The following is a 21,931-nucleotide window of genomic DNA, read 5'->3' as shown; positions in this document are numbered from 1 at the left end:
TCGGTTCAGATGTCCTGGTCCAGTGACCACGCTTCCAGAATGTCCGCCACGCGTCGAACGAAGCGGCCCCCCAGCGCGCCGTCCACCACGCGGTGGTCGTAGCTGTGGCTCAGGAACATCATGTGGCGCACGGCGATCACATCCCCGGCCGGGGTCTCCAGGACCGCCGGTTTCTTCCTGATCGCGCCGGTGGCCATGATCGCCACCTGCGGCTGGTTGATCACCGGCGTGCCCAGCACATTGCCGAAGGTGCCCACGTTGGTGACGGTGTACGTGCCGCCGCTGATCTCGTCGGGCTGCAGCTTGTTCTCCCGTGCGCGCCGGGCCAGGTCGTTCACCTTCCGGGCCAGGCCCACCAGGTTGAGCTGGTCGGCGTTCTTGATCACCGGCACGATGAGGTTGCCCGTGGGCAGCGCCGCCGCCATGCCGATGTTGATGTCGCGCTTGCGGATGATCGTATGGCCGTCGACCTGGATGTTGATCATCGGCATCTCCTTGATGGCCTGCGCGATGGCCATGATGAAGATCGGCGTGAACGTCAGCTTCTCGCCCTCGCGCTTTTCGAAGGCGTTCTTCACCCGATCGCGCCAGAGCACAAGGTTCGTCACGTCGGCCTCCACGAAGCTGGTGACGTGGGGGCTCGTGCGCTTGCTCATCACCATGTGATCGGCGATCAGCTTGCGCATGCGGTCCATCTCGATCAGCTCGTCGCCCGGGGCAGGGGTGAGCTTGGGGGCGGGCGCCGAAGCGGCGGCCGGCGCCGGGGCAGGAGCAGGGGCAGGAGCAGAAGCAGTGGCAGGGGCGGGGGCAGGAGCGGCACCGCGCGTGGGCAGGTAGTCCAGCAGGTCCTTCTTGGTCACCCGGCCACCTTCTCCGGAGCCGGCGATGGCTTCCAACTCGGCCATGCTCACCCCTTCCTGCTCGGCGATGGTGCGCACCAGGGGGCTGTAGAACTTGCCGCTGGGACCGGTGCGGGTGACGGCGGCACCAACAGGCCGGGGTGTGGCGCTGGCCGCCGGGCTTCCGTTGCTGGCGGGGGCGGCGGTCGATGCCGCGCTCGAAGGCGCTGCTGCAGGCGCGCCGGCGCCGGAGCTGATCGCGGCGATGGGCTGGCCCACCTTCACCACATCCCCTTCGCCCACCAGGCGTTTCACCAGCACCCCGTCGTGCGGCGCGGGCACCTCGCTGTCCACCTTGTCGGTGGCGATCTCCACGATGGGCTCATCGGCGGCCACACGGTCGCCTTCGTTCTTGAGCCACTTGATGATCGTGGCCTCGGCCACGCTTTCGCCCATCTTGGGCAGGAGGATCTCGTTCTGGGCCATCGCGTCGGGGCCAAAAGTAACCACCGGACACCGACGTGCGCGGGCCCTAGGAGCCCATCAGTGCGAAGCCCCGCCGGATGTACCGCAGGTCGTCCCAGACGCGGTAGTCCTTGGCATACATGAGGTTGAGGCGGTCCACGAGGAGGCCGTCGGCGGGCAGGCCCAGGGCGCGCACCGGATCGATGACGCCGCGGCGCAGGTGGGGCAGCTTCATGGTCCGTGGCGGCCGATGGTGGTAGCTCACCCAGGTGCGCCGGCCGAGCAGCACCTGCCACAGGTTGTCCAGGAAGCCCCGGCGTTGGCGCACGAACCACAGGTTGATGGGAAGGGTGAGCGCCAGCAGGACCGCGACGGTGACGTCCATGATCCGCTTGGTGCGCCGCGCGGCGGGGCTGTTCACCGCGTGCGCCTCCAGCACCAGCAGATCCTGCAGGCTCTCGATGCTGTTGGGGCTGATGATCGCCTGTCCGTCCGGCTGCGCGATCTTGAAGGCGGCCCCGCTGGTGCGCAACCGTTCAAGCGCATCGATCACCGCGGCCCAGCTCAGGTCGCCGGCGCAGAGCACCACCTCGTCGTAGCGCTGGTCTCGGAGGCTGCGGCACAGCTCGGCCGTGCGGTCCGTTCGTTGCAGCACCTCCGGCGGCTCCACCAGCTGGCGGCCAAGCCCGAAGTGGGTCTGCCACAGGAGGTCGAGCGCCTGTCTGGCCCGCTCGGGGGAACCGATGGCCGCGATGCGCAGCCGATGGCTCGGTCGCAACGCGTATCCCTTCACCCGCAGCATGTGCAGCAGGCCCCGGATGGCGAAGGCCGTGCCGGTCATCAGCCCCAGGCAGGTGAGCAGGGCCCAGCTGCCCGGCCAGGCCTGCATGCGCCAGCTCCACCAGGCGGCCATCAGCAGGGTGGCGGCGGCGGCGCCCTTCACGGCGTGACCGAGCCGGATGGGCCTGTCGTACGCACCGAAGAGGGCCAGGCAGGTGAGGGCGGCGGACAGGAAGGGGAGCAGGTGGCGGGGGGCTCCATCGGCCCATTGCACCACGCCCACGTGCGGGCCCACAAGCAGCAACAATGCGGCCATGGCCAGGGCGTCCAGCAGCGGCAGCAGCGCGCGGTGGAAGAAGCGGCTGAACAGGGCGCCCGCAGCGCTGAGATAGATGGCCCCGCGGATCAGGGCACTGAAGAGGTCAGGCCCCTTGCGCGTGAAGTGCTTGCGGGCGAAGATGGCCATGGCGTTGTAGAACACGAAGACGTAATTCACGCTGCTCTTCTTGGTGCTCTCGCCCTTGTAATGCAGGATGCGCGCCTGAGGGACGTAGTGGTTCTCGTAGCCCCCCAGCGTGATGCGGTAACTGAGGTCGATGTCCTCCCCGTACATGAAGAAGCTCTCGTCCAGCAAGCCGACCTCGTCGAGGGTGCGTTTGCGCAGGAACATGCACGCTCCGGAAAGGATCTCGATCCGGGCGGCGCGGTCCTCCGGCAGATGCCCCAGATGGTAGCGCCCGAACACGCTGCTCTTCGGGAAGAGACGGGCCAGGCCGATGATCTTGTAGAAGGCCACCGCCGGTGTCGGCAGCCCGCGCTTGCTCTCGGGCAGGAATCGTCCCGTGCCATCGATCATCTTCACACCCACGCCGCCCACCTTGGGGTCGGCATCCATGTAAGCCACTACGGTGCGGAACACATCCTCGCCCACGATGGTGTCCGGGTTCAGCAGCAGGATGTGGTCGCCCCTGGCCTCCCGGATGGCCTGGTTGTTGGCCCGGCTGAAGCCCACGTTCCCGGTGTTGGCGAGCAGCCGCACCTGCGGGAAGCGTTCGCGCACCATCTCCACACTGCCGTCGGTGCTCTGGTTGTCCACCACGAACACCTCCCCGGGCACGCCCTCCATCGCGGCGAACACCGCGCGCAGGCACTGCTCCAGGTAGGCCCGGACGTTGTAGTTGACGATGATGACACTGAGTTTCATGTGCTCATGGGCACATCCCGATGGCGGGATGTCGTCATCGCTTCACGCCTTGCTCGTAGGGCTTCCGGTCCATGATGCTGCGGCCCAGGGTGAGTTCGTCCACGTGCTCCAGGTCGCCCCCCACGCTGATCCCCCGGGCGATCTGGCTCACCGATACACCGCGTTCCTGCAGGCGTCGGTTCAGGTAGAAGCAGGTGGTGTCGCCTTCCAGGGTGGCCCCAAGGGCGAGCACCACCTCGCGCACCGAGCCGCCATCCACCCGGTCCAGCAACCGGGCGATCTGCAGGTCGTCAGGCCCCACACCGTCCATGGGGCTGATCACCCCGCCGAGCACGTGGTATAGGCCCTTGAACTGATGCGTGTTCTCGATCGCCACCACATCGCGGATGTCCTCCACCACGCACACCAGGCCCCGGTCGCGCGTGGGTGATGCGCAGATGCCGCAGATCGGCTGGTCGCTGATGTTGCAGCACTCGCCGCAATAGCGCACATCCTCGCGCAGGCGGCGCACGGCCTCGCTGAAGCGCTGCACGGCGGCCACATCACGGCGCAACAGGTCCAGCGCCATCCGCATGGCCGTGCGCCGACCGATGCCGGGAAGGGTGGCCAATTGGTCAACAGCGTTCTCCAGCAGAGCGGACGATGTGCTCACGCGTTCAAAGGTAACGGCCCGGCCTCGGGGCTCCGCACTCAACGGAGGATCACCCGGTGGCGCCGGATCCGGTCATCGGACCTCACCTCCAGCATGTGCGGTCCGGTCAGCCCTTCGGTGGGAATGGTCCAGGTACCCGCACCGCTGAAGCCGCCTTGACGCACCTCGCGCCCGCTGACGTCCAGCAGCCGCCAACCCTGCGCACGGGGCGCGGTGCTGCGCACCTGCAACAGCCCCTCGGCCGGGTTCGGCCATACCCACAGGCCCCCACCATCCCGCTCCTCCAGGGCGCTCGTGCCGCTGGAGGGCAGGCAGGCGGTCACCTCCATGTCGTCCAGGTACCAGCCGGCCTTGTTCACCACCGTGGTGGCGAAGAGGTGGAAGGTGATGTCCACCGTGCTCAGGCCCAGGAAGGGCGTCAGGTCGATCGTCTGTTGCAGCCACACCTGGCTGAACTGCTGGCTGTTGTTCAGGTAGACCTGCTGCCCGTTCACGCGGATGAAGGTGAAGTCGAAGTTGGTGAACACCTCCCACCAGTGCCAGAACCGCAGTTCGGCCCCCGTGTAGGCCGGGTCGCTGAGGTCGACCGTGAGGGCGAGGACGCTCGTGTCACCGCTGTTGGCGTAACAGTCGCGCAGCACCGTACCCCAGCCGAGCTGCCCGCTGTGCGCACCGATGGTGTTGTTGAACGTGGTGGTGCAGCTGCTGTCCAGCAGTTGGGTGCCGATGAGGCCGTGCTCCCAGTCGGGGTATCCGCTCGCGACGAGCCCCCCGTCGCCCGACTCGAAGTCGCTGCTGAAGACGATGGCCGTGCTGTCCGGGCATTGCGCCACGGCGTTCACGCTCAGGCCAAGCACGAGAAGAAGGGTGGCGTTCCGGTGCATGCGTGTGTGGGTTGGTCAGGGTAAGGTATGCCGATCGACCGGGTCTGCCGATCGGGCGGGGTGACCGGATGCCAACAAAGGGACGGGGACAACTGAGCACGGCCGCCATGCGGCCCGCTGCCCGGGGGACCTTGCTTCGCGGCATGAGCGCGGCCTGGTTGCTGTCCCTGGTGCTGGCGTACTTCCTGCTCCTGCTCGGCATAGCCTGGTGGACCAGCCGGGGCGGGGGCGAGCACGCGTTCTACAGCGGTGAGCGCAAGAGCCTCTGGTACGTGGTGGCCTTCGGCATGATCGGCACCAGCCTCAGCGGGGTCACCTTCATCAGTGTGCCCGGGTACGTGGAGGCCAAGAGCTGGACCTATTTCCAGCTGGTGGTGGGTTTCGCCATCGGCTACTGGATCGTGGCGGGGGTGCTGCTGCCGCTGTACTACCGGATGGGCCTCACCAGCATCTATGGCTACCTGCGCGAGCGCTTCGGCATGACGAGCTACCGCACCGGCGCCTCGTTCTTCATCCTCAGCCGCCTGGCCGGGGCCACCATCCGGATCTTCGTGGTGCTCAACGTGCTGCAGCTCTTCGTGCTCGATGCCATGGGCGTGCCCTTCGAGCTCACCGCCGCCGTGGTGATGGCCATGATCGTGCTCTACACGCTCAAAGGCGGCGTGAAGACCATTGTGTGGACGGACACCCTGCAGACCCTCTTCATGCTCGGTGCGCTGGTGGGTACCATCCTTTACATCATCACCATGCCGGGCATGGTCACCTGGAGGCCGATGCTGGCCGACAGCGGCATGTCGCGCATCCTGGACCTGGACTGGCGCAGCGACAGCTTCCTGCTCAAGCAGGTCCTCGCGGGCATGTTCATCACCATCGCCATGACCGGTCTGGACCAGGAGATGATGCAGAAGAACCTGAGCGTGGCCACGGTGGAAGGCAGCAGGAAGAACATGCGGGTGTTCAGTGTGATCCTGCTCGGGGTGAACCTGCTGTTCCTGCTCCTGGGCGCCCTGCTCTACCTCCACGCGGACCAGGCCGGCATCGCGCTGCCCGAGCGGTCCGACGATGTGTTCCCCACCCTGGCCCTGCAACACTTCCCGGCATGGCTAGGCCTGTTCTTCATCATCGGGCTCATCAGTGCGCTCTTCCCCAGCGCCGATGGGGCCCTCACCGCGCTCACGGCCAGCACCTGCATCGACCTCATCGGCATCCGCGACCGGGGGTGGGATGAGGCCCGACAGAAGCAGGTCCGCCAGCGGGTGCACCTCGGCATGGCGGCGCTCTTCATGGCCTGCATCCTGTACTTCCACTGGCTGGCCACGCCCACGGTGATCAAGACCCTGTTCGACATCGCCGGCTTCACCTACGGCCCGCTGCTGGGGCTTTTCGCGTACGGCCTCTTCTTCAAAGGGCGCCCGCAGGAGCGCTGGGTGCCCTGGGTGTGCCTCGCCGCGCCCGTGATTACCTACTTCATCCGCGCCCACTCGGAGACCCTGCTCTTCGGCTACAAGATGGGCTTCGAGGTGCTGCTGGTCGTGGCGGCACTGACCATGGTGGGGCTCGGCCTGATGAGCCGGAAGGCCCCGGCCTAATCCTGGCGCTGCCAGTTCCGCTCGATCACCTCCAGCAGTTCGTCGTGGATGGCGCTGTTGCTGGCCACGATCTCCTCGTCGAACACCGGGTCCTTGCTGGGAAGGAAGCCGCTCACCCGGCCGCCCGCCTCGCGCACCAGCAGCACGCCGGCCGCCACATCCCAGCTGTTGAGCCCGTACTCGTAGAAGGCCTCGAAGCGCCCACAGGCCACGTACGCCAGGTCGGCCGCAGCGCTGCCCAAGCGGCGGATGCCGCGCGTGCGGTGCATCAGCTCGCGCAGCAGGTCCATGTACTCCGCCTCGTAGACGAAGTCGTCATACGGGAATCCCGTGGCCAGCAGGCTCTCCTGCAGCTGCTTCCGGTCGCTTACGCGGATGCGCTGCCCGTTCAACCACGCACCTCCGTTCTTCCAGGCGGTGAAGCGTTCGTCGCGCGTCACCTCATGCACCACGCCCAGCAGGGGCTCCGTGCCGTCGACGAGGGCGATGCTGATGCAGTAGCAGGGCACCCCGTGCACGAAGTTCGTGGTGCCGTCCAGCGGATCGATCACCCAGTTGAAGCGTTCGCGCTGCTCGCCGCTGCCCTCCTCGGCGATGAAGCCCGCGTCGGGAAGCAGCCGTTCCAACGCCTCCACGAGCCGGTCCTCGGCGGTGTGGTCCACATGGGTCACCAGGTTGTTCGCGCTCTTGGTGGACACACCGGCCTCGGTGAGCTTGCCCGCCTCATCACGGATGAAGGCGGCCACTTCGGCGCTGAGCGCCGCCACCTGTTCAGTGAGCTGTTGAAGATCCATCGTTCGCAGGGTTCGGCCTCCGGTACACCATCCACAGGCCCGCGGCCCCGGCGAGCATCAGCAGCGCGGCGATGAGCTCGGCCTGCGTGGTGTCGCCGAAGAGCACCACGTTCACGCGGATCTTCTCGATCCAGAAGCGTTCCAGGCCGTTCAGCAGGAGGAAGAGAAAGAAGATGGCGCCCAACGGACGCAGCCGCGTGCGCAACGCCCACAACACCGCGAACAGCAGCGCGCAGGCCAGGGTCTCGTAAAGCGGAGTAGGGAACACGGTCTCCGGCAGTGCCGTGCAATAGCCCTCGAAGCACGGGCGACCGTCCGTGAGCGGGATGCCGATGCCGTTGACGTTGTTCGGATAATCGTACTGCCACAACCACCGCGGGCCCGGGCCCAGAAAGGTGGTGTTCACGATGCCCCAGTCGCCGTCGCCGCTCACCTGGCAGCCGATGCGGCCGATGGCGTAGGCCAGCATGACGCCGGGTGCGGCCGCGTCCGCGCCGGCCAAGGCCGGCATGCCGTGGCGCCTGAAGTAGCGCATCACCATCGCGCCGGCCATGATGAGCCCACCGTACATGGTGAGGCCCGTGAACAGGTCCGTACCGCCGGGGTCGCGGAGGAAGGCCGCCAGCTCGTCAGGGTTCTCCAGCCAGTGGAAGAGCTTGGCCCCGATCACGCCCCACAACGCCGCCGTCATGGTGATGGCGCCCGCGTGCTCCGCCGGTGCGATGACGACCGTCTCCGTGCGGGGCTTTTCAAGCCGCTGCTTGCGTTTCTCCCACCAGACCAGGCCCGCCAGGACGAGGGCCCCCAGAACGCCGCCCACCACGCTGCCCGTTCCGCTGAAGAGAAAGGCCTTGGTGTCCGCCGTGGCCTCCGCACCGTGCATCACCAGGTACAGCCCCTTCCAGCCAAGAACGAAGCCCAGCAAGGCCTGCACGGCCAGTTCGCCCGGGCTTGCCGGAAGGCCGATGGTGACCGTGCGGGTGGAGGGTTTCAAGAGGCCCGCGGTCGCCTTGCGTCGCAATTCCGCAGTGAGCAGCCGGTTGGCCACCACGAAGGCCACCGCCACGAAGAACCCGAAGCTGTTCAGGAACTTCAGGAACGGCAGGTCGATCCCCGTCAGGTCCAGCAGTGCGTGATACAGGGTGGGATACATGATCAGATGGCCAGTTGGTAGCCGGCAGTTGGCCAGTTGCTACGCTCTGGTCCGGTGTGCGTGTTCAATACACCGGTGGTGTGCCCATCACCACTGATGTGCTGCAAATGGACCGCTGCGATGGTGTTGACAACGGCGCCATCGTAAGGCAATGCCACGCGGATGTAGTTGTCCGTGTAGCCCTCGATCATGTCCGCGCCGGCATCACCCTGCTCGAAGAGCACCGGACGCACCGTTCCAAGGTGCCTTTCGTAGTGCGCACGTTGCAACTTGGAGGAGAGGATGCGCAATTGCCTGGTGCGATCGCGGCGCTCGGCCATGGGCACGGTATCGTCCATCCGCACGGCGGTGGTGTTGGCCCGCTCACTGTAAGTGAACACGTGCAGGTGGTCCACCGGGATGCTGCGGAGGAAGGCATGCGTGCGCTGGAACTCCTCCTCGGTCTCGCCCGGTGTGCCGGTGATCACGTCCGCCCCCACGCAGGCATGGGGGATCGACCTCTTGATGGTGCGCACCCGGTCGGCGTACAGCGCCGTGTCGTACCGGCGGCGCATGCGCTCGAGGATGGCGTCGCTGCCGCTCTGCAGGGGCATGTGGAAGTGCGGCATGAAGCGCCTGCTGGCCGCCACGAACGCGATGACCCCATCGTGGCAGAGGTTGGGCTCGATGCTGCTGATCCGGAAGCGTTCGATGCCTTCCACCCGGTCCAGCGCCTCGATCAACCCCAGCAGGTCCTCTCCATGCTGGCGGCCGAAATCGCCGGTGTTCACCCCCGTGAGCACGATCTCCTTCACCCCCGTTGCGGCGATCCGTTCCGCCAGGGCCACGGTCTGCGCGATGGTGCCACTACGGCTGCGGCCCCGCGCCAGGGGAATGGTGCAGAAGCTGCAGAAGTAGTCGCAGCCGTCCTGCACCTTCAGGAAGGTGCGTGTGCGGTCCCCGCTGTTCCAGGACGGATGGAAGGACCGCGCTTCCTTGATGGGACCGTGCACGGCCAGACCAACGGAACGCTTGCCCGCCGCGGCCTCGATGTGGGCCGCCAGGTCGAACTTCTCGTTGGCGCCCAGCACCAGGTCCACCCCGGGAATGGCCGCGATGTGCTCCGGCTTCAGTTGGGCATAGCACCCCACCACGGCCACGAAGGCCTCCGGATTGATCCGCTGGAACCATCGGACCCACTGGCGGCATTCACGATCGGCGTTCTCCGTCACGCTGCACGTGTTCAGCACGAACACGTCCGGCCGCTCCTCGGGCCGCACCCGGGCGTACCCGGCCTCCTCCAGCCCGCGCGCCAGGGTGCTCGTCTCGGCGAAGTTGAGCTTGCAGCCCAGGGTGTGGAAGGCGACGGTGCGGGGGGAGCTCATGGCTTGGGCACCGGATACGCGGTGCGCATGATGCGGGCGGCGAAGGTACGCGCACGCCTTCAGGGGCCTGTGGCCCACCGCCGGCACGGGATCCCATCGCACATTTCCGCTCCGGTGTCAAGGCCCTGTGGCAACCCTTCCGCGAAGTCCTCGTCTATCCCTCGCATCCGATCGCCATGGGCACCCTTCGCGCACGACCCGGCAACCGCAGCCAGCTGATCCTCACAGGCGGCGTGCTGTCCGCCATCTTGTCCGTCCTGTCCTTTCTGCTGGCCTACATCGTACTCTGACGACCGCGCCTATTTCTATGACATGTGCAAGCGAGGTTGATAAGGTCTGCCTGAGTGGATCACGGCCCAGAGGTGGTGGATGATCTTGCCGGCCACGTTGTTGAGCACGACGATGGGTCGTTTGCCTTGAGCGATCTTGCGGTGATAGTAGTCCTGTAGGTCCCCGGGCACACGGACGGCGGCCAAGGCGGCCAGTTTCAAGAGGCTTTTGAGCCTGTGGTTGGCGAAGGAGGACGTGGCGGTCTTTCCACGCACACTGGACCCAGAGGTGCGTTCGAAGGGTGCAACACCGGCATAACAGACCAGTTGCCTGGGTGAGTCGAAGCGGGTGAAGCCTTCGGTGTGGGCGATCAGCTCGCTGGCCAGCACCGGACCGATGCCCGATACGGTCTGTGCCAGCTTGTTCCTGCCCTGCAAGGCGCTGTCCTTGCGGAGGAACACCGCGATGGCCCGGTCCAGCTTGGTGATCGACAGCTCCAGGGCCTTGAGCTGTCGCTGGAGCTCGGCTTTCACCAGGTCCTTGGTGTTCCCGGTGAGGTAGAGCACGTTGTCCTTCAACTGCGCGGTGTTCTTGCCCCGCTCCTTCACCAAGCGCTCGCGAAGTGCCAACAGCGCCTTGAGCTCGGCGAACTCCACGTGGCTCTGGCCGACCAAACGGGCCTTGTCCCTGAACCGGTGCGCGTATTGTGCGATGCGCCGTGCATCCACTTTGTCGCTCTTGCCCCGCTGCATGCCGATGCTCAAGCGGATATCCGTGGCGTGGGCCAGCCAAGTGGGGTGGCCCAGGTCCAGCAGGGTCTTCACCACCCCATGGCTGTAGTGCCCGGTAGGCTCCAGACACACCAGGGCGGTGGTGTCGCAGTGCCCCTGCCTGGCCCACTTGCGCAGTAGCGACCGCAGTCCAACACAGCTGTTCTTCACCCGCTCCTCCTGCACCAGCTTGCCTTGTTCGTCCTGCAAGACCACATCCAAGGTCGCCTTGCTTACATCGATACCGATCGTTCTCATGGTACTTTTGGTTCGTTCCACCTCTGAAGGGGCTGAGCAGGTGTCCGTTGCTTCAGAACTCTAACAGGCCGCGAGCCTCAATTTCTATCCGAGCCGTGGACACCGGGGTACGAGAGGTCCCAATAGGCGCACAGGACCAGATCCTGAACCTTGGCCCGGTTCACCTCCCGTACCGCTCGGCTTCCTTCAGTTGGTTCATCCGCTAAGTTCAGCGTGCAAGCCTAGAGTACCTTGGCGCACATGCGTTCGATCGTCCTGTCCGCAAGCGTGTGGTGTGCCGGACTGGCCACGGCCCAACCGCTCCCGCATAGCATGCTCTGGCGCATCACCGGCCCGGGCGTCACCGGACCGGCCTACGTGCTGGGCACCGTGCACAGCCGTGACGCCCGCGCCTATCAGGGCAATGACAGCCTGTGGGCCGCCATGGCGGAATGTGCCGAAGTGGTGGGCGAGTTGGATCACGATGCCTCGGCCCAGGGCGGGCTTGCCATGCTGGGCGCCATGCAGATGCCCGACGGCCGCGTCTTGGCCGACCTCTACAAGAAGAAGGACCTCGAACGTGTGCGCAAGGCGCTGAAGGAGCATCTGGGCCTCATGGCCCTGGCCAGCGACCGCATGAGACCCTTCTGGTCGATGGCCCTGCTCACCGAGACCCTAATGCGCAACGACAGCGCGCTCGTGCTGGACGAGGCGGTGCAGGCCCGGGCCCGTTCCATCGGACGGGCGGTGAGCGGACTGGAGACCATGCAGGAACAGCTGGCTGCCATCGACGCCATTCCCTTGGAGGATCAGGCGGCCATGCTGTTGGAGATGGTGCGCCACGACCTGTACCGCGGGATCATGGAACGGATGATGGACGCCTACGCCCGGCAGGACCTGGAGACCATGCACGCCCTCGTGCGGCAGGGGGGCATGTCCGGATCGATGGATGAGGCCCTGCTCGCGGTGCGCAACACCCGGATGGCCGAACGGATGGCGGCGCGATTGAGCGAGGGATGCAGTTGCTTCTTCGCCGTGGGCGCCGCGCACCTGCCGGGTGAGGGTGGGGTGCTCCACCGCCTCAAGGACCTGGGCTACACGCTCGGTCCGGTCGCGGTAGAGCGGCCCTAGCGTGGCGCTCCGGTACCCACCAAGGCCAACTCGCACACGATGGCGCGGTGGTCGCTCAGCTCATCGGGCAGCGTGCGGAAGTTCCAGGCCGTCAGTTCGGGACCGTGAAGGATGTGGTCGATCCGGAAGCTGGGGAACACGCCGATGTAGGTGTGCCCCACACCCCGGCCGCTCTCCACGAAGGCGTCCGTAAGCCGCTCGGTGAGCAGGGTGTAGCTGTAGCTCATCGGGGTGTCGTTGAGGTCGCCGCAGTACACGATCGGATGGGGACTGCTGGCCATGTGCGCGGTGATCAGGCGCGCCTCCTCGGCACGGCGGAGGAAGGCATTGCGCAACAGCCCGGCGATGCGCAGGCCCCCGCTGCGCAGACTGTCGGCGTCCGTGCCCGTGTCCAGGTCCTCCATGAACCTGTATTCGTTGCCCCCGAAGCGCACACTGGCCAGATGGGCGTTGTACACCCGCAGCGTGTCGTCGCCCACCGCGATGTCCGTCCAGATGCACAGGTTGTTCAGGTCGTCGGCGAACTCCAAGGTGCCCTTGCCCACGATCGGATGGGTGCTGAAGGTGGCGATGCCGAAGTGGTGGCCCTTGCGGGTGTGCGCCGTGTAGCTGTCGTGGCAGGCCCGGTAACCCAGGTGCCGCAGCAGGGTGTCCTTCGTGTTGAAGTAGCGCCTGTCCTCGGCCAGGAAGAACTCCTGCAGGCAGAGCACATCCGCCCCCTCGAAGGCGATGAGGTCGAGGATCTCGTTGCGCGTCCGGGTGTTGTTGCTCCAGTTGTACAGGTCGAACAAGCGCACGTTGTACGACATCACCTTCAGGTCCTGCTCCGTGGCGTTCCCGGGAGGGTGGCGCCTGCCGAGCAGCTGCACATAGTCGCCGATGTGGCCGATACCGATGCCCACCACGATCGCGCTCACCAGCATCCGTTTGGGCCGGAACAGCGCCCACCACACCAGGAAGAAGAGGTGCGTGAGCAGCACGAAGGGGTAGGCCATGCCGAAGAAGGCGAGGGGCCAGAAGGTGTCGGGCGGCACCCGGGCGGACAGATAGGCCAGCAGCAACAGCAGTGCGGCGAGCAGGTTGGCCCACCACAAGGGGAGGTGCCAGCGGCTGGGTCGCGCGCGGCGGGAGGCCTCACTCATGGCTGGCCTTGAACAGGAAATCCTTTTCCTCCTTGCTGAGGCTGTCGTAGCCGCTGCGGCTGATCTTGTCCAGGATGGCGTCCACGCGGGCCTGCTTGTCGCGCTTGTGGGCCGGCACCTGGTCGGCCATCACGGCCACCCGGCCCCGGTGCGCCACCTTCAACCGCCGGGCCTTGCGCCCGCTCAGCAGGTCCCACGCGCCCTCGAACCAGCCGATGAACGCGGTGGAGACATCGCGCCCGCGCCGCAGCTGAACGGCGGTGAGGTAGCCCAGCAGCGCGCCGCCAAGGTGGGCGATGTGGCCGCCGCTGTTGCTGCCCTGTCGGATGCTCACCAGGTCGATCACCACATAGATCAGGGCGATCCACTTGAGCCGAACCGCTCCGAACAGGATCAGGTGCACCACCATGTCAGGCCGGTACGCCGCGATGCCGATGAACACACCCATCACCGCCGCCGAGGCCCCCAGAATGGTGCTGCCTGTGGCGAAGCGCTGGAAGGGGGGGAACAGGTTGTAGGCCAGGATGTACAACGCCAGCCCGAAGAGCCCGCCCAGCAGGTAGTTCCCCAGCAGGCGTTTGGGCCCCAGCAGGTCCTCGAACAACCGCCCGCTGAACCACAGCATGAGCAGGTTGAAGAAGATGTGGAACACATCGGCATGGGTGAACATGTAGGTCACCACGGTCCACGGCCTGAGGGCCAGCGCCGGCAGATGGCTGGTGGCCATCAGCCACTTCAGCAGGTCGGGCTCGGGGGTGCCGGTGAGGAAGAGCACCAGCCCCACCGCGTGGTAGAGCAGGAAGACGCCGAGATTGATGAGGATGAGCCTGACCGCGGCGCCGCCGGTGCGCCAGTGCATGCTCACATCGTCGCGGATGCCCATCGTGGCCTGTGGATGCGTTGCAGGATCACCGCAAAGTTCGGACCCTTCCGCCCCGGCCGGAAAGGTATTCCACGAACGGTCCGGGCCGGGCGGCTCATCGGTCGGTCAGAGCAGCATGCGGCGGCGCCATGCCCGCAGCAACAGAAAGCCGAAGATCATGCCGCCCAGGTGCGCGAAGTGCGCCACGTTGTCGCCCGGGCTCTGCTTGAGGCCCATGAAGAGCTCCACCAGGCCGTAGATCACCACGAAGTACTTCGCCTTGATGGGGATCGGCAGCAGCAACAGGAAGATCTCCTGCTCGGGGAAGAGCATGCCGAAGGCCAGCAGGATGCCGAACACTGCGCCCGAGGCCCCGATGATCGTGCCGATGTGGTCGAAGAAGAGCTGGGTGAGGGCCTGGTCAGGCACGCCATGGGCGGCCATCACACCGTTCAGGATGTGGTCGGCCTCCATGAGCGATCCGGCCGCCACCGCTTCGCGCACCTCCTGCACGTCCGCACCGTACGCCGCCACCACCGCCTCATCGCGGAGCACCTCGTAGGCGTTCACGCCGGTGTGGAGGGCCGCGGCGCCCAGCCCGCAGGCCAGGTAGTAGATCAGGAAACGCTTCGACCCCAGGTGGCGCTCCACAGGGCCGCCGAACATGAACAGGCCGAACATGTTGGTGAACAGGTGCCCCAGGTCGCCGTGCAGGAAGAGGTGCGTGAACACCTGCCAGGGCCGGAAAAGGGGGGAGCCCACATAGTACATGCCCAGGGTCGCATCCAGCGTGTTTCGGCCCAGCTCATCCGCCGGAAAGCTGAACTTGGCCAGGAAGAACAGGCCGTTGATGATCAGCAGGTTCTTCACCACCGGAGGCAGCAGCACGTTCGGGTTCATCCGCGTTCGAAGCGTTGGGCGAGCTCATCGAGCCCGAAGGTGATCAGCGTGGGTTTGCCGCCGGGGGTCCAGTAGGGCACTTCGCAGCCGAAGAGGCGGTCGACGAGGTCGCGCAGCTGTTCCTGCGCCGGGGCCTCATCGCTGCGCGCCGCAACGCTCCGGGCCATGCTGCGGGCGATCGCCGCGTGCCGCTCGAGCTTCAGCGTCCCCCGCTCGCTGTGCAACTGGGCGATCAGGGTGTCCAGCAGCGCGGCAGGGTCATCGTTCATCGATTCGGCCGGCAGGCCGCGCACGGTGATGGTGCGCCCACCGAAGACCTCCAGGTCGAGGCCCAGCGCGCGCAATTCGGGTAGCAATTCGCCCACCAGGGCGAAATCCTGCGGGGCCAGCTCGATGTTGCGCGGAAAGAGCTCGGCCTGGCTGGGGCCGTTGCCCTGCTCCAGCCGCTTCAGGGCGCGCTCGTAGGCGATGCGCTCCAGCGCACGCCGCCGGTCCACCACCATCAATCCGTTGCGCAGGGGCGACACGATGTAGCCGCCCTGCATCCGGAACACCGGTCGAGGTCCGTGATCGGCCTCGGTCTCGCCCATCGGCAGCACATGGGCCTTGGCGTGCGCCGGGTCAGCGTCGGCGGGCGGGTCACCCCCGGCCGGTGCGGCGCGTAGGTCGAACAGCTGTTGCCAGCCCGTGGGGTCGCGCGGTGGGCCCAGGTCCTGGGGACGCCAGTCGGGCGCCTTCACCACCGGGGCCACGGCCGGCACGCTCGGCATCCCGGCGAAGGCCGACATGATGGCCGGCTCCGGCTCGAAGTCGAGGCTCGGCGCGATGTTGAAGCGCCCCAAGGCCCGCCGCAAGGCCGCGTGAAGCACCGCGTACACGCTGCGGTCGTCGCGGAACTTGATCTCCGTCTTGGTGGGGTGGATGTTGATGTCGATCTGCGCGGGGTCCAGCTCCAGGAAGAGGAACCAGGCCGGGTGGTGGTCCCGCGCCACCAGCTCGTCGAACGCCGTGCGCACCGCATGTTCCAGGTAGCTGCTGCGGATGAAGCGCTGATTGACGAAGAAGTATTGCTCGCCCCGCGTGCGGCGCGCGAACTCAGGCTTGCCGATGAAGCCCGTGATGCGCAGGTGTCCGGTGGATTCCTCCACGGGCACCAGCCGCTCGTCGTACCGGCGGCCCAGCAGATGCACCACACGTTGCCGCAACGCCGCGCCCTCGGTGGCATCGGGCGCGCTGGCGGGCATCCGGAACAGCTCCTGGTCGTTGTGCACCACCTGGAACCCGATGCCCGGATGGGCCAGTGCGATCCGCTGGAACTCCTCCAGCACATGCTTCAGCTCCACGGCGTCGCTCTTGAGGAACTGCCGCCGGGCCGGGATGTTGTAGAACAGGTTGCGCACCGCGATCGTCGTTCCGGCGGCCATGGCCACCGGTTCCTGGGCCCGCACCCGGCTGCCCTCCATGGCCACCCGGGTGCCGAGCTCCGAGGCCTGGGGGCGCGTGCGCAGCTCCACCTGGGCCACCGCCGCGATGCTCGCGAGGGCCTCCCCACGAAAGCCCTTGGTGCGCAGCGTCTGCAGGTCGTCCGCTGCGCGGATCTTGCTGGTGGCGTGCCGCTCAAAGCACAGCCGGGCATCATCCGGGCCCATGCCCCGGCCGTCATCCGTCACCTGCACCAGGGTGCGGCCCGCGTCCTTCAGCACCAGGGTGATCTGCCCCGCTCCGGCGTCCACGCTGTTCTCCAGCAGTTCCTTGACGACGCTCGCCGGGCGCTGCACCACCTCGCCTGCTGCGATCTGGTTGGCCACGTGGTCGGGCAGCAGGCGGATCAAGGGCTCCATCGGATCGATCGCGGAAGCCGCCAAAGGTAGCCCGCGGCCCGGGCGGCCCACGCCATCCGCAATGATCGCGGCCATCCCCGCGTACGTGTTGATAAACGCGCCGGGCCCCGGCCCGCGCCCCGCAGGCACCCCGGGTAGCTTTGACCGCTCATGACGAACCTCCTCCAGCGCGCGCTCCTGGCCGCTTCGGCCGTGCTCACCCTGGGGGGCGGTCCTCCGCCGACGCGCCACGCTCCGGCCTTTCTCATGGAGGACATGGAATGGGCCGACAGCGTGATGGCGACGCTCGGCCCCCGCGACCGCATCGCCCAGCTGATGATGGTGGCGGCCTACAGCAACAAGGATGCGAAGCACGTGGCCGAGGTGGATGCGTTGGTCCGCGACCACGGCGTGGGCGGCCTCATCTTCTTCCAGGGCGGCCCCGTGCGGCAGGCCCAGCTCACCAACCGCTGGCAGGCCGCGGCCCGCGTGCCGCTGCTCGTGGGCATGGACCTGGAATGGGGGCTGGCGATGCGGCTGGACAGCACCGTGCGGTTCCCCAAGCAGATGACGCTGGGCGCCTTGAGCAACGATGCGGCCATCGAGGAGATGGGGCGCGAGATCGCCCGGCAGATGCAACGGCTCGGCGTGCATGTGAGCTTCAGCCCGGTGGCCGACGTGAACAACAACCCGGCGAACCCGGTGATCAACGACCGCAGCTTCGGTGAGGAGCGCGAGCTCGTGGCCCGCAAGGCCGTGGCCTATATGCGTGGGCTCCAGGCCGGTGGTGTCATCGCCACCGCCAAGCACTTCCCCGGCCACGGGGACACCGATGCGGACAGCCACCATGCCCTTCCCCTGATCGCGCATCCCAGAGGCCGCCTCGACTCCCTGGAGCTGTACCCCTTCCAGCGGCTGATGGAGGAGGGGCTCAGCGCCATCATGGTGGCCCACCTGGAGGTGCCCGCCCTCGACAGCACCCCCGGCCTGCCCAGTACCCTCAGCCGCCCCGTGGTGAACGAACTGCTCGAACGCGAACTCGGCTTCCAGGGTCTTGTGTTCACCGACGCGTTGAACATGAAGGGGGTGGCCAACGCCGACAAGCCGGGTGAGATCGAGCTGCGTGCGCTGCTTGCCGGCAACGATGTCCTGCTGTTCCCGCAGGACCCGGTGAAGGCGATCGACCGCATCCAGCAGGCGGTGGACAGCGGGCTGGTGCCGCGCGAGCTCATTGACCACAAGTGCCGCAAGGTGCTTCGCGCGAAGCGCTGGGCCGGCCTGCATCAACGCCCTGTCGTGCGCACCGAAGGGCTTGCGGACGATCTCAATGTCCCCGCGGCAAGGGTGTTGCGCCGTACGCTCTTCGGCCAGGCCCTTACCGCGCTGCGCTCACGCGACGGCCTGCTGCCCATTGCCGATCCCGGAAGTCTTCGCATCGCGGCCCTCGCCTTTGGCGACAGTGCGGGCAACGCGTTCCACCGCCACCTGGCCCGCCACGCGCGCATCACCAGCATCGGCGTGCCCAAGGACCTGTATCGCGACAGCCTTGCCGGGCTCCTGCGAAGGCTGGAGGGCCACGACCTGGTGATCGCATCGGTGCACCGCACCAGCTATCGCGTGGACAGGGATTTCGGTGCACCCGATCGGGTGTTCGAAGTGCTTCAGCAGGTTCAACGCCACCACCGCACGGTGCTCGCCTGGTTCGGCAATCCCTACCGGCTCACCCGCGCCTATGGCAGCAGTGAGCTGGACGGGCTGCTGGTGGGGTACGAGGACGACCCCGACGTGCATGACCTCTGTGCACAGGCCCTCTTCGGCGCACGTTCCGTGGGTGGCACCCTGCCGGTGACCGCCTCGGCCCAGTTCGAAGCAGGCAACGGGTTGAGCTGGGAGGCCCTGCCCGGTCGCACCACCTACGGGCTTCCCGAGGAAGCCGGCCTTCGGACCCCGGACCTCATCGGCATCGACGCCATCGTGCAGGAGGGCATCGCGGCCAAGGCCTTCCCCGGTGCCCAGGTGCTCGTGGCCGTGGACGGGCATGTGGTGTGGGATAAGGCCTATGGCAAACCCACCTACGATGGCAAGCGGAGCGTTCGCACGGACGACCTGTACGACCTCGCCAGCATCACCAAGGTGGCCGCCACCACCCTCGCTGTCATGAAGCTCGTGGACGAGGGCCGCATCGACCTGGACCGCGATCTGGGCAGCTACCTCACCGAGCTCAACGGGCCGCATGAGGCCCATGCGCGCCTGGGCCTGCGCGAAGTGCTCACCCATCAGGCCGGGTTGCGTGACTGGGTGCCCTTCCACCAGCGCCTGCTGATTAACAAGGAGCCCCGGCCGGGAGTGGTCGCTGAGAAGGCGGACAGTGCGCATGCCCTTCGTGTGGCCGAGCGCACATACATCAGCGCCAGTTATCGGGACAGCCTTGCGGGCTGGATCCTCGGCCCCCCGCTGAACCCGGTGAAGGAGTACAAGTACAGCGACCTCGGCCTGCTGCTCATGCAGCGCGTGGTGGAGCGGGTGGCCGGCACCACCCTCGACCGGTACGTGGATTCGGTGTTCTACCGTCCACTGGCGCTCGATCGCCTCGGATACACGCCGTTGCAGCGCGTGCCGCGCAGGAGGATCGCCCCCACGGAGTACGACCCCGAGTTCCGGCGGCAGCAGGTGTGGGGCGATGTTCACGATCCCACCGCGGCGCTTCTCGGCGGAGTGGCCGGTCATGCGGGGCTCTTCGGCAACGCCGAGGACCTCTTCGTGGTGTTCCAGCTGCTGCTGAACAAGGGCGTGTACAATGGACGACGGTACCTGAGCGAGGCCGTGGTGGATGAGTTCACCCGCTGCCAGTTCTGCGCACCGGAGCCCAAAACCGGGGAGAACCGGCGCGGGTTGGGCTTCGACAAGCCCGTGCGCGGCAAGGGTGGCCCCACCTGCTCCTGTGTTAGTTATGCGAGCTTCGGGCACACCGGCTTCACCGGCACCATGGCCTGGGCCGATCCCGAGCAACGGATCGTCTACATCTTCCTCAGCAACCGGGTGTACCCCACGGCCGCCAACAAGGCGCTGTCGGAGATGAACATCCGGACCCGCATCCAGGAGGTGGTCCATGCCGCCGTCGCGGCGCGCACGCACTGATCCTCAGCCCACGATCCGCCCGTCGTCCATCACGATGTTGCGGTCCGTGCGGGCGGCGAAGTCGGGGTCGTGCGTCACGATCAGCAGGCTGCGCTTGTGCTCGGAGGCGATGTGCTGGAAGATGCTGAAGACGATCTCGGCGTTGCGTTTGTCGAGGTTGCCCGTGGGCTCGTCGCCCATGATGATCAGCGGGTCGTTGATCAGCGCGCGCGCGATGGCCACGCGCTGCTTCTGCCCGCCGCTGAGCTGATTGGCCATCTTCATGGCCTGGCCGTCCATCTCCAGTTCCTTCAACCGGGCCATGGCGTCGGCCTCCACCTCCGCCGCGCTCTTACGGCCCAGCTTCAGCCCTGGCAGCATCACGTTGTGCAGCACGCTGAACTCCGGCAGCAGGTAGTGGAACTGGAAGACGAAGCCGATCTTCTCGTTGCGGATGGCCGCGAGGCGTTCACCGCTCAAACCTTGCGTGCGCTCCCCATCGATGGCCACATCGCCCTCGTAGTCGGTGTCCATGGTACTGAGGATGTACAGCAAGGTGCTCTTGCCGCACCCGCTCTTGCCCGTGATGCTCACGAACTCGCCGTGCCGGACGCTGAACGACACGTCCTTCAGCACGGGCACGGTCACGGGGTCGTGGAAGGACTTGTTCACCTTCTCCACATCGAGGATGTTGGTGGTGACGCTCATTTTCCTCGGATGATCTCCACGGGGTCCACCTGGGCCGCCTTGCGCGCCGGGAACCAGCCCGCGATCCAGGTGGTGAGCAGCGCGAAGCTCACGGCGATGATGTAGTACTTCGGGTCGTAGTCGATGGGGAAGGTTGTAATGGTCGGCAGGGCGGCCGTATCGAAGGGCAGGTTGTCGATGAGCTGCTGCATCAGGAAGCCACCGATGAGGCCTGATGCGCCGCCCACCAGCCCGATGATCATGCTCAGGAGCAGGAAGATCCGACGCACATCACTTCCACTGAAGCCCGTGGCCTTCAGGATGGCGATGGCATCGAGCTTCTCGTAGATCATCATGTTCAGGATGTTGTAGATCCCGAACCCCGCCACGATGAGCAGTACAACGCCCACCGCGTAGCTGATGATGTTGCGCACATCGCTGCCGGTCTCGAACTGCGCGTTGGCCGTCTGCACGTCCACGGCGTCCACCATGAAGCGCGCGGCGAGCTCCCGGGCCATGACGGGTGCGGCGTTCAGGTCGTGGAGCTTCAGGTTGATGTCGGTGTAGTAGCTGCCGGGTCGCGCGAGCAGTTTCTGCACGGTCTTGATGTTGGCGTAGCACTGCACCTTGTCGTAGTCGGCGATGCCGCTCTGGAAGATGCCCACCACGCGGAGCATGGCGCGGTCGCCGGTGGCCGTGGTCACCTGCACCGTCTCGCCGATGTCGGCCGCCATCATGTCGGCCAGCCCCTTGCCCAGCACGATGGTGTTGTTGCCCGTGGCCAGGTCGTGCGGATCGCCCTGGGTGAGGTAGTCGGCGAAGCGGTAGTAGCGGATCTCCTGCATCACATCGATGCCGTTCACCTGCCCGTTCAGGTCCACGGTGCCCACGTTGAAGAAGACCTGTGCCACCAGCCGGGGCGATACGGCCATCACCCGCGGGTCGCGCTCCATGGCCTGCATGATGGCCTCGGCGTTGCGCAGCCGCGGCAGGTCGTCCTTGGGCTTCACCGAGCGGATGAAATGGTGTGTGGCAGTGTCTCCGTCGGCCACCTGAACGGGCTGCTCCGGTGTCGCCTGCAGTTCGTTGTAGAGGCGCACATGCGGTGTGCGGTTCAGGATCAGGCCGTCGAGCAGGTCGTTCAACCCGTTCATGAAGCCGAGCAGCGCCACGAACATGGTGATGCTGAACATCACGCCCACGGCCGCCACGATGCTCTGCCGCAGCTTGGCGCGCAGCAGGGTGAGGGCGATGGTGAGCAGGAGCTTCAT

The 21,931-nt window shown here is 66.6% G+C and carries 17 protein-coding genes; 3 read left to right on the top strand and 14 right to left on the bottom strand.

All coding sequences use genetic code 11. The features are described 5' to 3' along the window. Positions 1–5: 5 nt before the first annotated feature. Genes IPM49_04765 through IPM49_04750 form a run of 4 tightly spaced genes read right to left on the bottom strand, consistent with a single transcriptional unit; the run spans position 6 to position 4,824 of the window. Positions 6–1,325, bottom strand: a complete 1,320-nt coding sequence (locus IPM49_04765) for a 2-oxo acid dehydrogenase subunit E2 (protein MBK9273838.1) — start codon at positions 1,323–1,325, stop codon at positions 6–8. A gap of 46 nt (positions 1,326–1,371) precedes the next feature. After that, positions 1,372–3,288 carry a glycosyltransferase gene (locus tag IPM49_04760; GenBank protein ID MBK9273837.1) on the bottom strand — a complete coding sequence of 639 codons (1,917 nt, stop codon included), beginning with the start codon at positions 3,286–3,288 and terminating at the stop codon, positions 1,372–1,374. A 34-nt stretch (positions 3,289–3,322) separates the two neighbouring features. Continuing rightward, positions 3,323–3,940 carry a recombination protein RecR gene (gene recR / locus IPM49_04755; GenBank protein ID MBK9273836.1) on the bottom strand — a complete coding sequence of 206 codons (618 nt, stop codon included), beginning with the start codon at positions 3,938–3,940 and terminating at the stop codon, positions 3,323–3,325. A gap of 38 nt (positions 3,941–3,978) precedes the next feature. Further along, entirely contained in the window at positions 3,979–4,824 is an 846-nt protein-coding gene (locus IPM49_04750) for a hypothetical protein (protein ID MBK9273835.1), read from the bottom strand. Between the two features lie 143 nt (positions 4,825–4,967). Here IPM49_04750 and IPM49_04745 point away from each other — a divergent pair, with 143 nt between their 5' ends. Next, positions 4,968–6,413, top strand: a complete 1,446-nt coding sequence (locus tag IPM49_04745) for a sodium:solute symporter (protein ID MBK9273834.1) — start codon at positions 4,968–4,970, stop codon at positions 6,411–6,413. Here the strand turns inward: IPM49_04745 and IPM49_04740 are convergent. The 4 genes from IPM49_04740 to IPM49_04725 form a co-directional block, all read right to left on the bottom strand. Then, on the bottom strand, positions 6,410–7,207 hold the full coding sequence (locus IPM49_04740; GenBank protein ID MBK9273833.1) for an inositol monophosphatase: 798 nt from the start codon (positions 7,205–7,207) through the stop codon (positions 6,410–6,412). The two genes, IPM49_04745 and IPM49_04740, sit on opposite strands and share 4 nt — an antisense overlap. Then, positions 7,185–8,360, bottom strand: a complete 1,176-nt coding sequence (locus IPM49_04735; GenBank protein ID MBK9273832.1) for a prolipoprotein diacylglyceryl transferase — start codon at positions 8,358–8,360, stop codon at positions 7,185–7,187. Before IPM49_04735 ends, IPM49_04740 begins: the two co-directional genes overlap by 23 nt. 2 nt (positions 8,361–8,362) lie before the next feature. Further along, entirely contained in the window at positions 8,363–9,724 is a 1,362-nt protein-coding gene (gene mtaB, locus IPM49_04730; protein ID MBK9273831.1) for a tRNA (N(6)-L-threonylcarbamoyladenosine(37)-C(2))-methylthiotransferase MtaB, read from the bottom strand. 305 nt (positions 9,725–10,029) lie between these two features. Beyond that, positions 10,030–11,022 (bottom strand): IS110 family transposase, encoded by a 993-nt coding sequence (locus IPM49_04725; GenBank protein ID MBK9273830.1) that lies wholly within the window; start codon positions 11,020–11,022, stop codon positions 10,030–10,032. A gap of 240 nt (positions 11,023–11,262) precedes the next feature. Here IPM49_04725 and IPM49_04720 point away from each other — a divergent pair, with 240 nt between their 5' ends. After that, complete coding sequence (locus tag IPM49_04720; protein ID MBK9273829.1) at positions 11,263–12,132, top strand: TraB/GumN family protein; 870 nt, start codon at positions 11,263–11,265, stop codon at positions 12,130–12,132. On the opposite strand, the gene IPM49_04715 is transcribed toward IPM49_04720, so the two are convergent. The 4 genes from IPM49_04715 to mutL all read right to left on the bottom strand — a co-directional run bounded on the left by IPM49_04715 (position 12,129) and on the right by mutL (position 16,952). Further along, positions 12,129–13,274, bottom strand: a complete 1,146-nt coding sequence (locus tag IPM49_04715; protein ID MBK9273828.1) for an endonuclease/exonuclease/phosphatase family protein — start codon at positions 13,272–13,274, stop codon at positions 12,129–12,131. The genes IPM49_04720 and IPM49_04715 overlap by 4 nt on opposite strands. Next, on the bottom strand, positions 13,267–14,157 hold the full coding sequence (locus tag IPM49_04710; GenBank protein MBK9273827.1) for a rhomboid family intramembrane serine protease: 891 nt from the start codon (positions 14,155–14,157) through the stop codon (positions 13,267–13,269). The genes IPM49_04715 and IPM49_04710 overlap by 8 nt, the downstream gene beginning before the upstream one ends. Before the next feature lie 105 nt (positions 14,158–14,262). Further along, positions 14,263–15,036, bottom strand: coding sequence for a rhomboid family intramembrane serine protease (locus tag IPM49_04705; GenBank protein MBK9273826.1), 774 nt, complete (start codon positions 15,034–15,036; stop codon positions 14,263–14,265). After that, positions 15,033–16,952 (bottom strand): DNA mismatch repair endonuclease MutL, encoded by a 1,920-nt coding sequence (gene mutL, locus IPM49_04700; protein ID MBK9273825.1) that lies wholly within the window; start codon positions 16,950–16,952, stop codon positions 15,033–15,035. Before mutL ends, IPM49_04705 begins: the two co-directional genes overlap by 4 nt. A gap of 75 nt (positions 16,953–17,027) precedes the next feature. On the opposite strand from mutL, the gene IPM49_04695 reads away from it, so the two are divergent. Continuing rightward, entirely contained in the window at positions 17,028–19,994 is a 2,967-nt protein-coding gene (locus tag IPM49_04695; GenBank protein MBK9273824.1) for a serine hydrolase, read from the top strand. A 3-nt stretch (positions 19,995–19,997) separates the two neighbouring features. On the opposite strand, the gene IPM49_04690 is transcribed toward IPM49_04695, so the two are convergent. Continuing rightward, the gene (locus IPM49_04690; protein MBK9273823.1) at positions 19,998–20,681 is read right to left on the bottom strand and encodes an ABC transporter ATP-binding protein; all 684 of its coding nucleotides are present in this window, start codon (positions 20,679–20,681) and stop codon (positions 19,998–20,000) included. Continuing rightward, a complete protein-coding gene (locus IPM49_04685; GenBank protein ID MBK9273822.1) occupies positions 20,678–21,931 on the bottom strand; it encodes an ABC transporter permease in 1,254 nt (417 codons plus the stop codon). Before IPM49_04685 ends, IPM49_04690 begins: the two co-directional genes overlap by 4 nt.

This window comes from Flavobacteriales bacterium (assembly GCA_016715895.1).
Taxonomy (GTDB): domain Bacteria; phylum Bacteroidota; class Bacteroidia; order Flavobacteriales_F; family PHOS-HE28; genus PHOS-HE28.
This window is presented reverse-complemented; position numbering and strand designations above follow the sequence as displayed.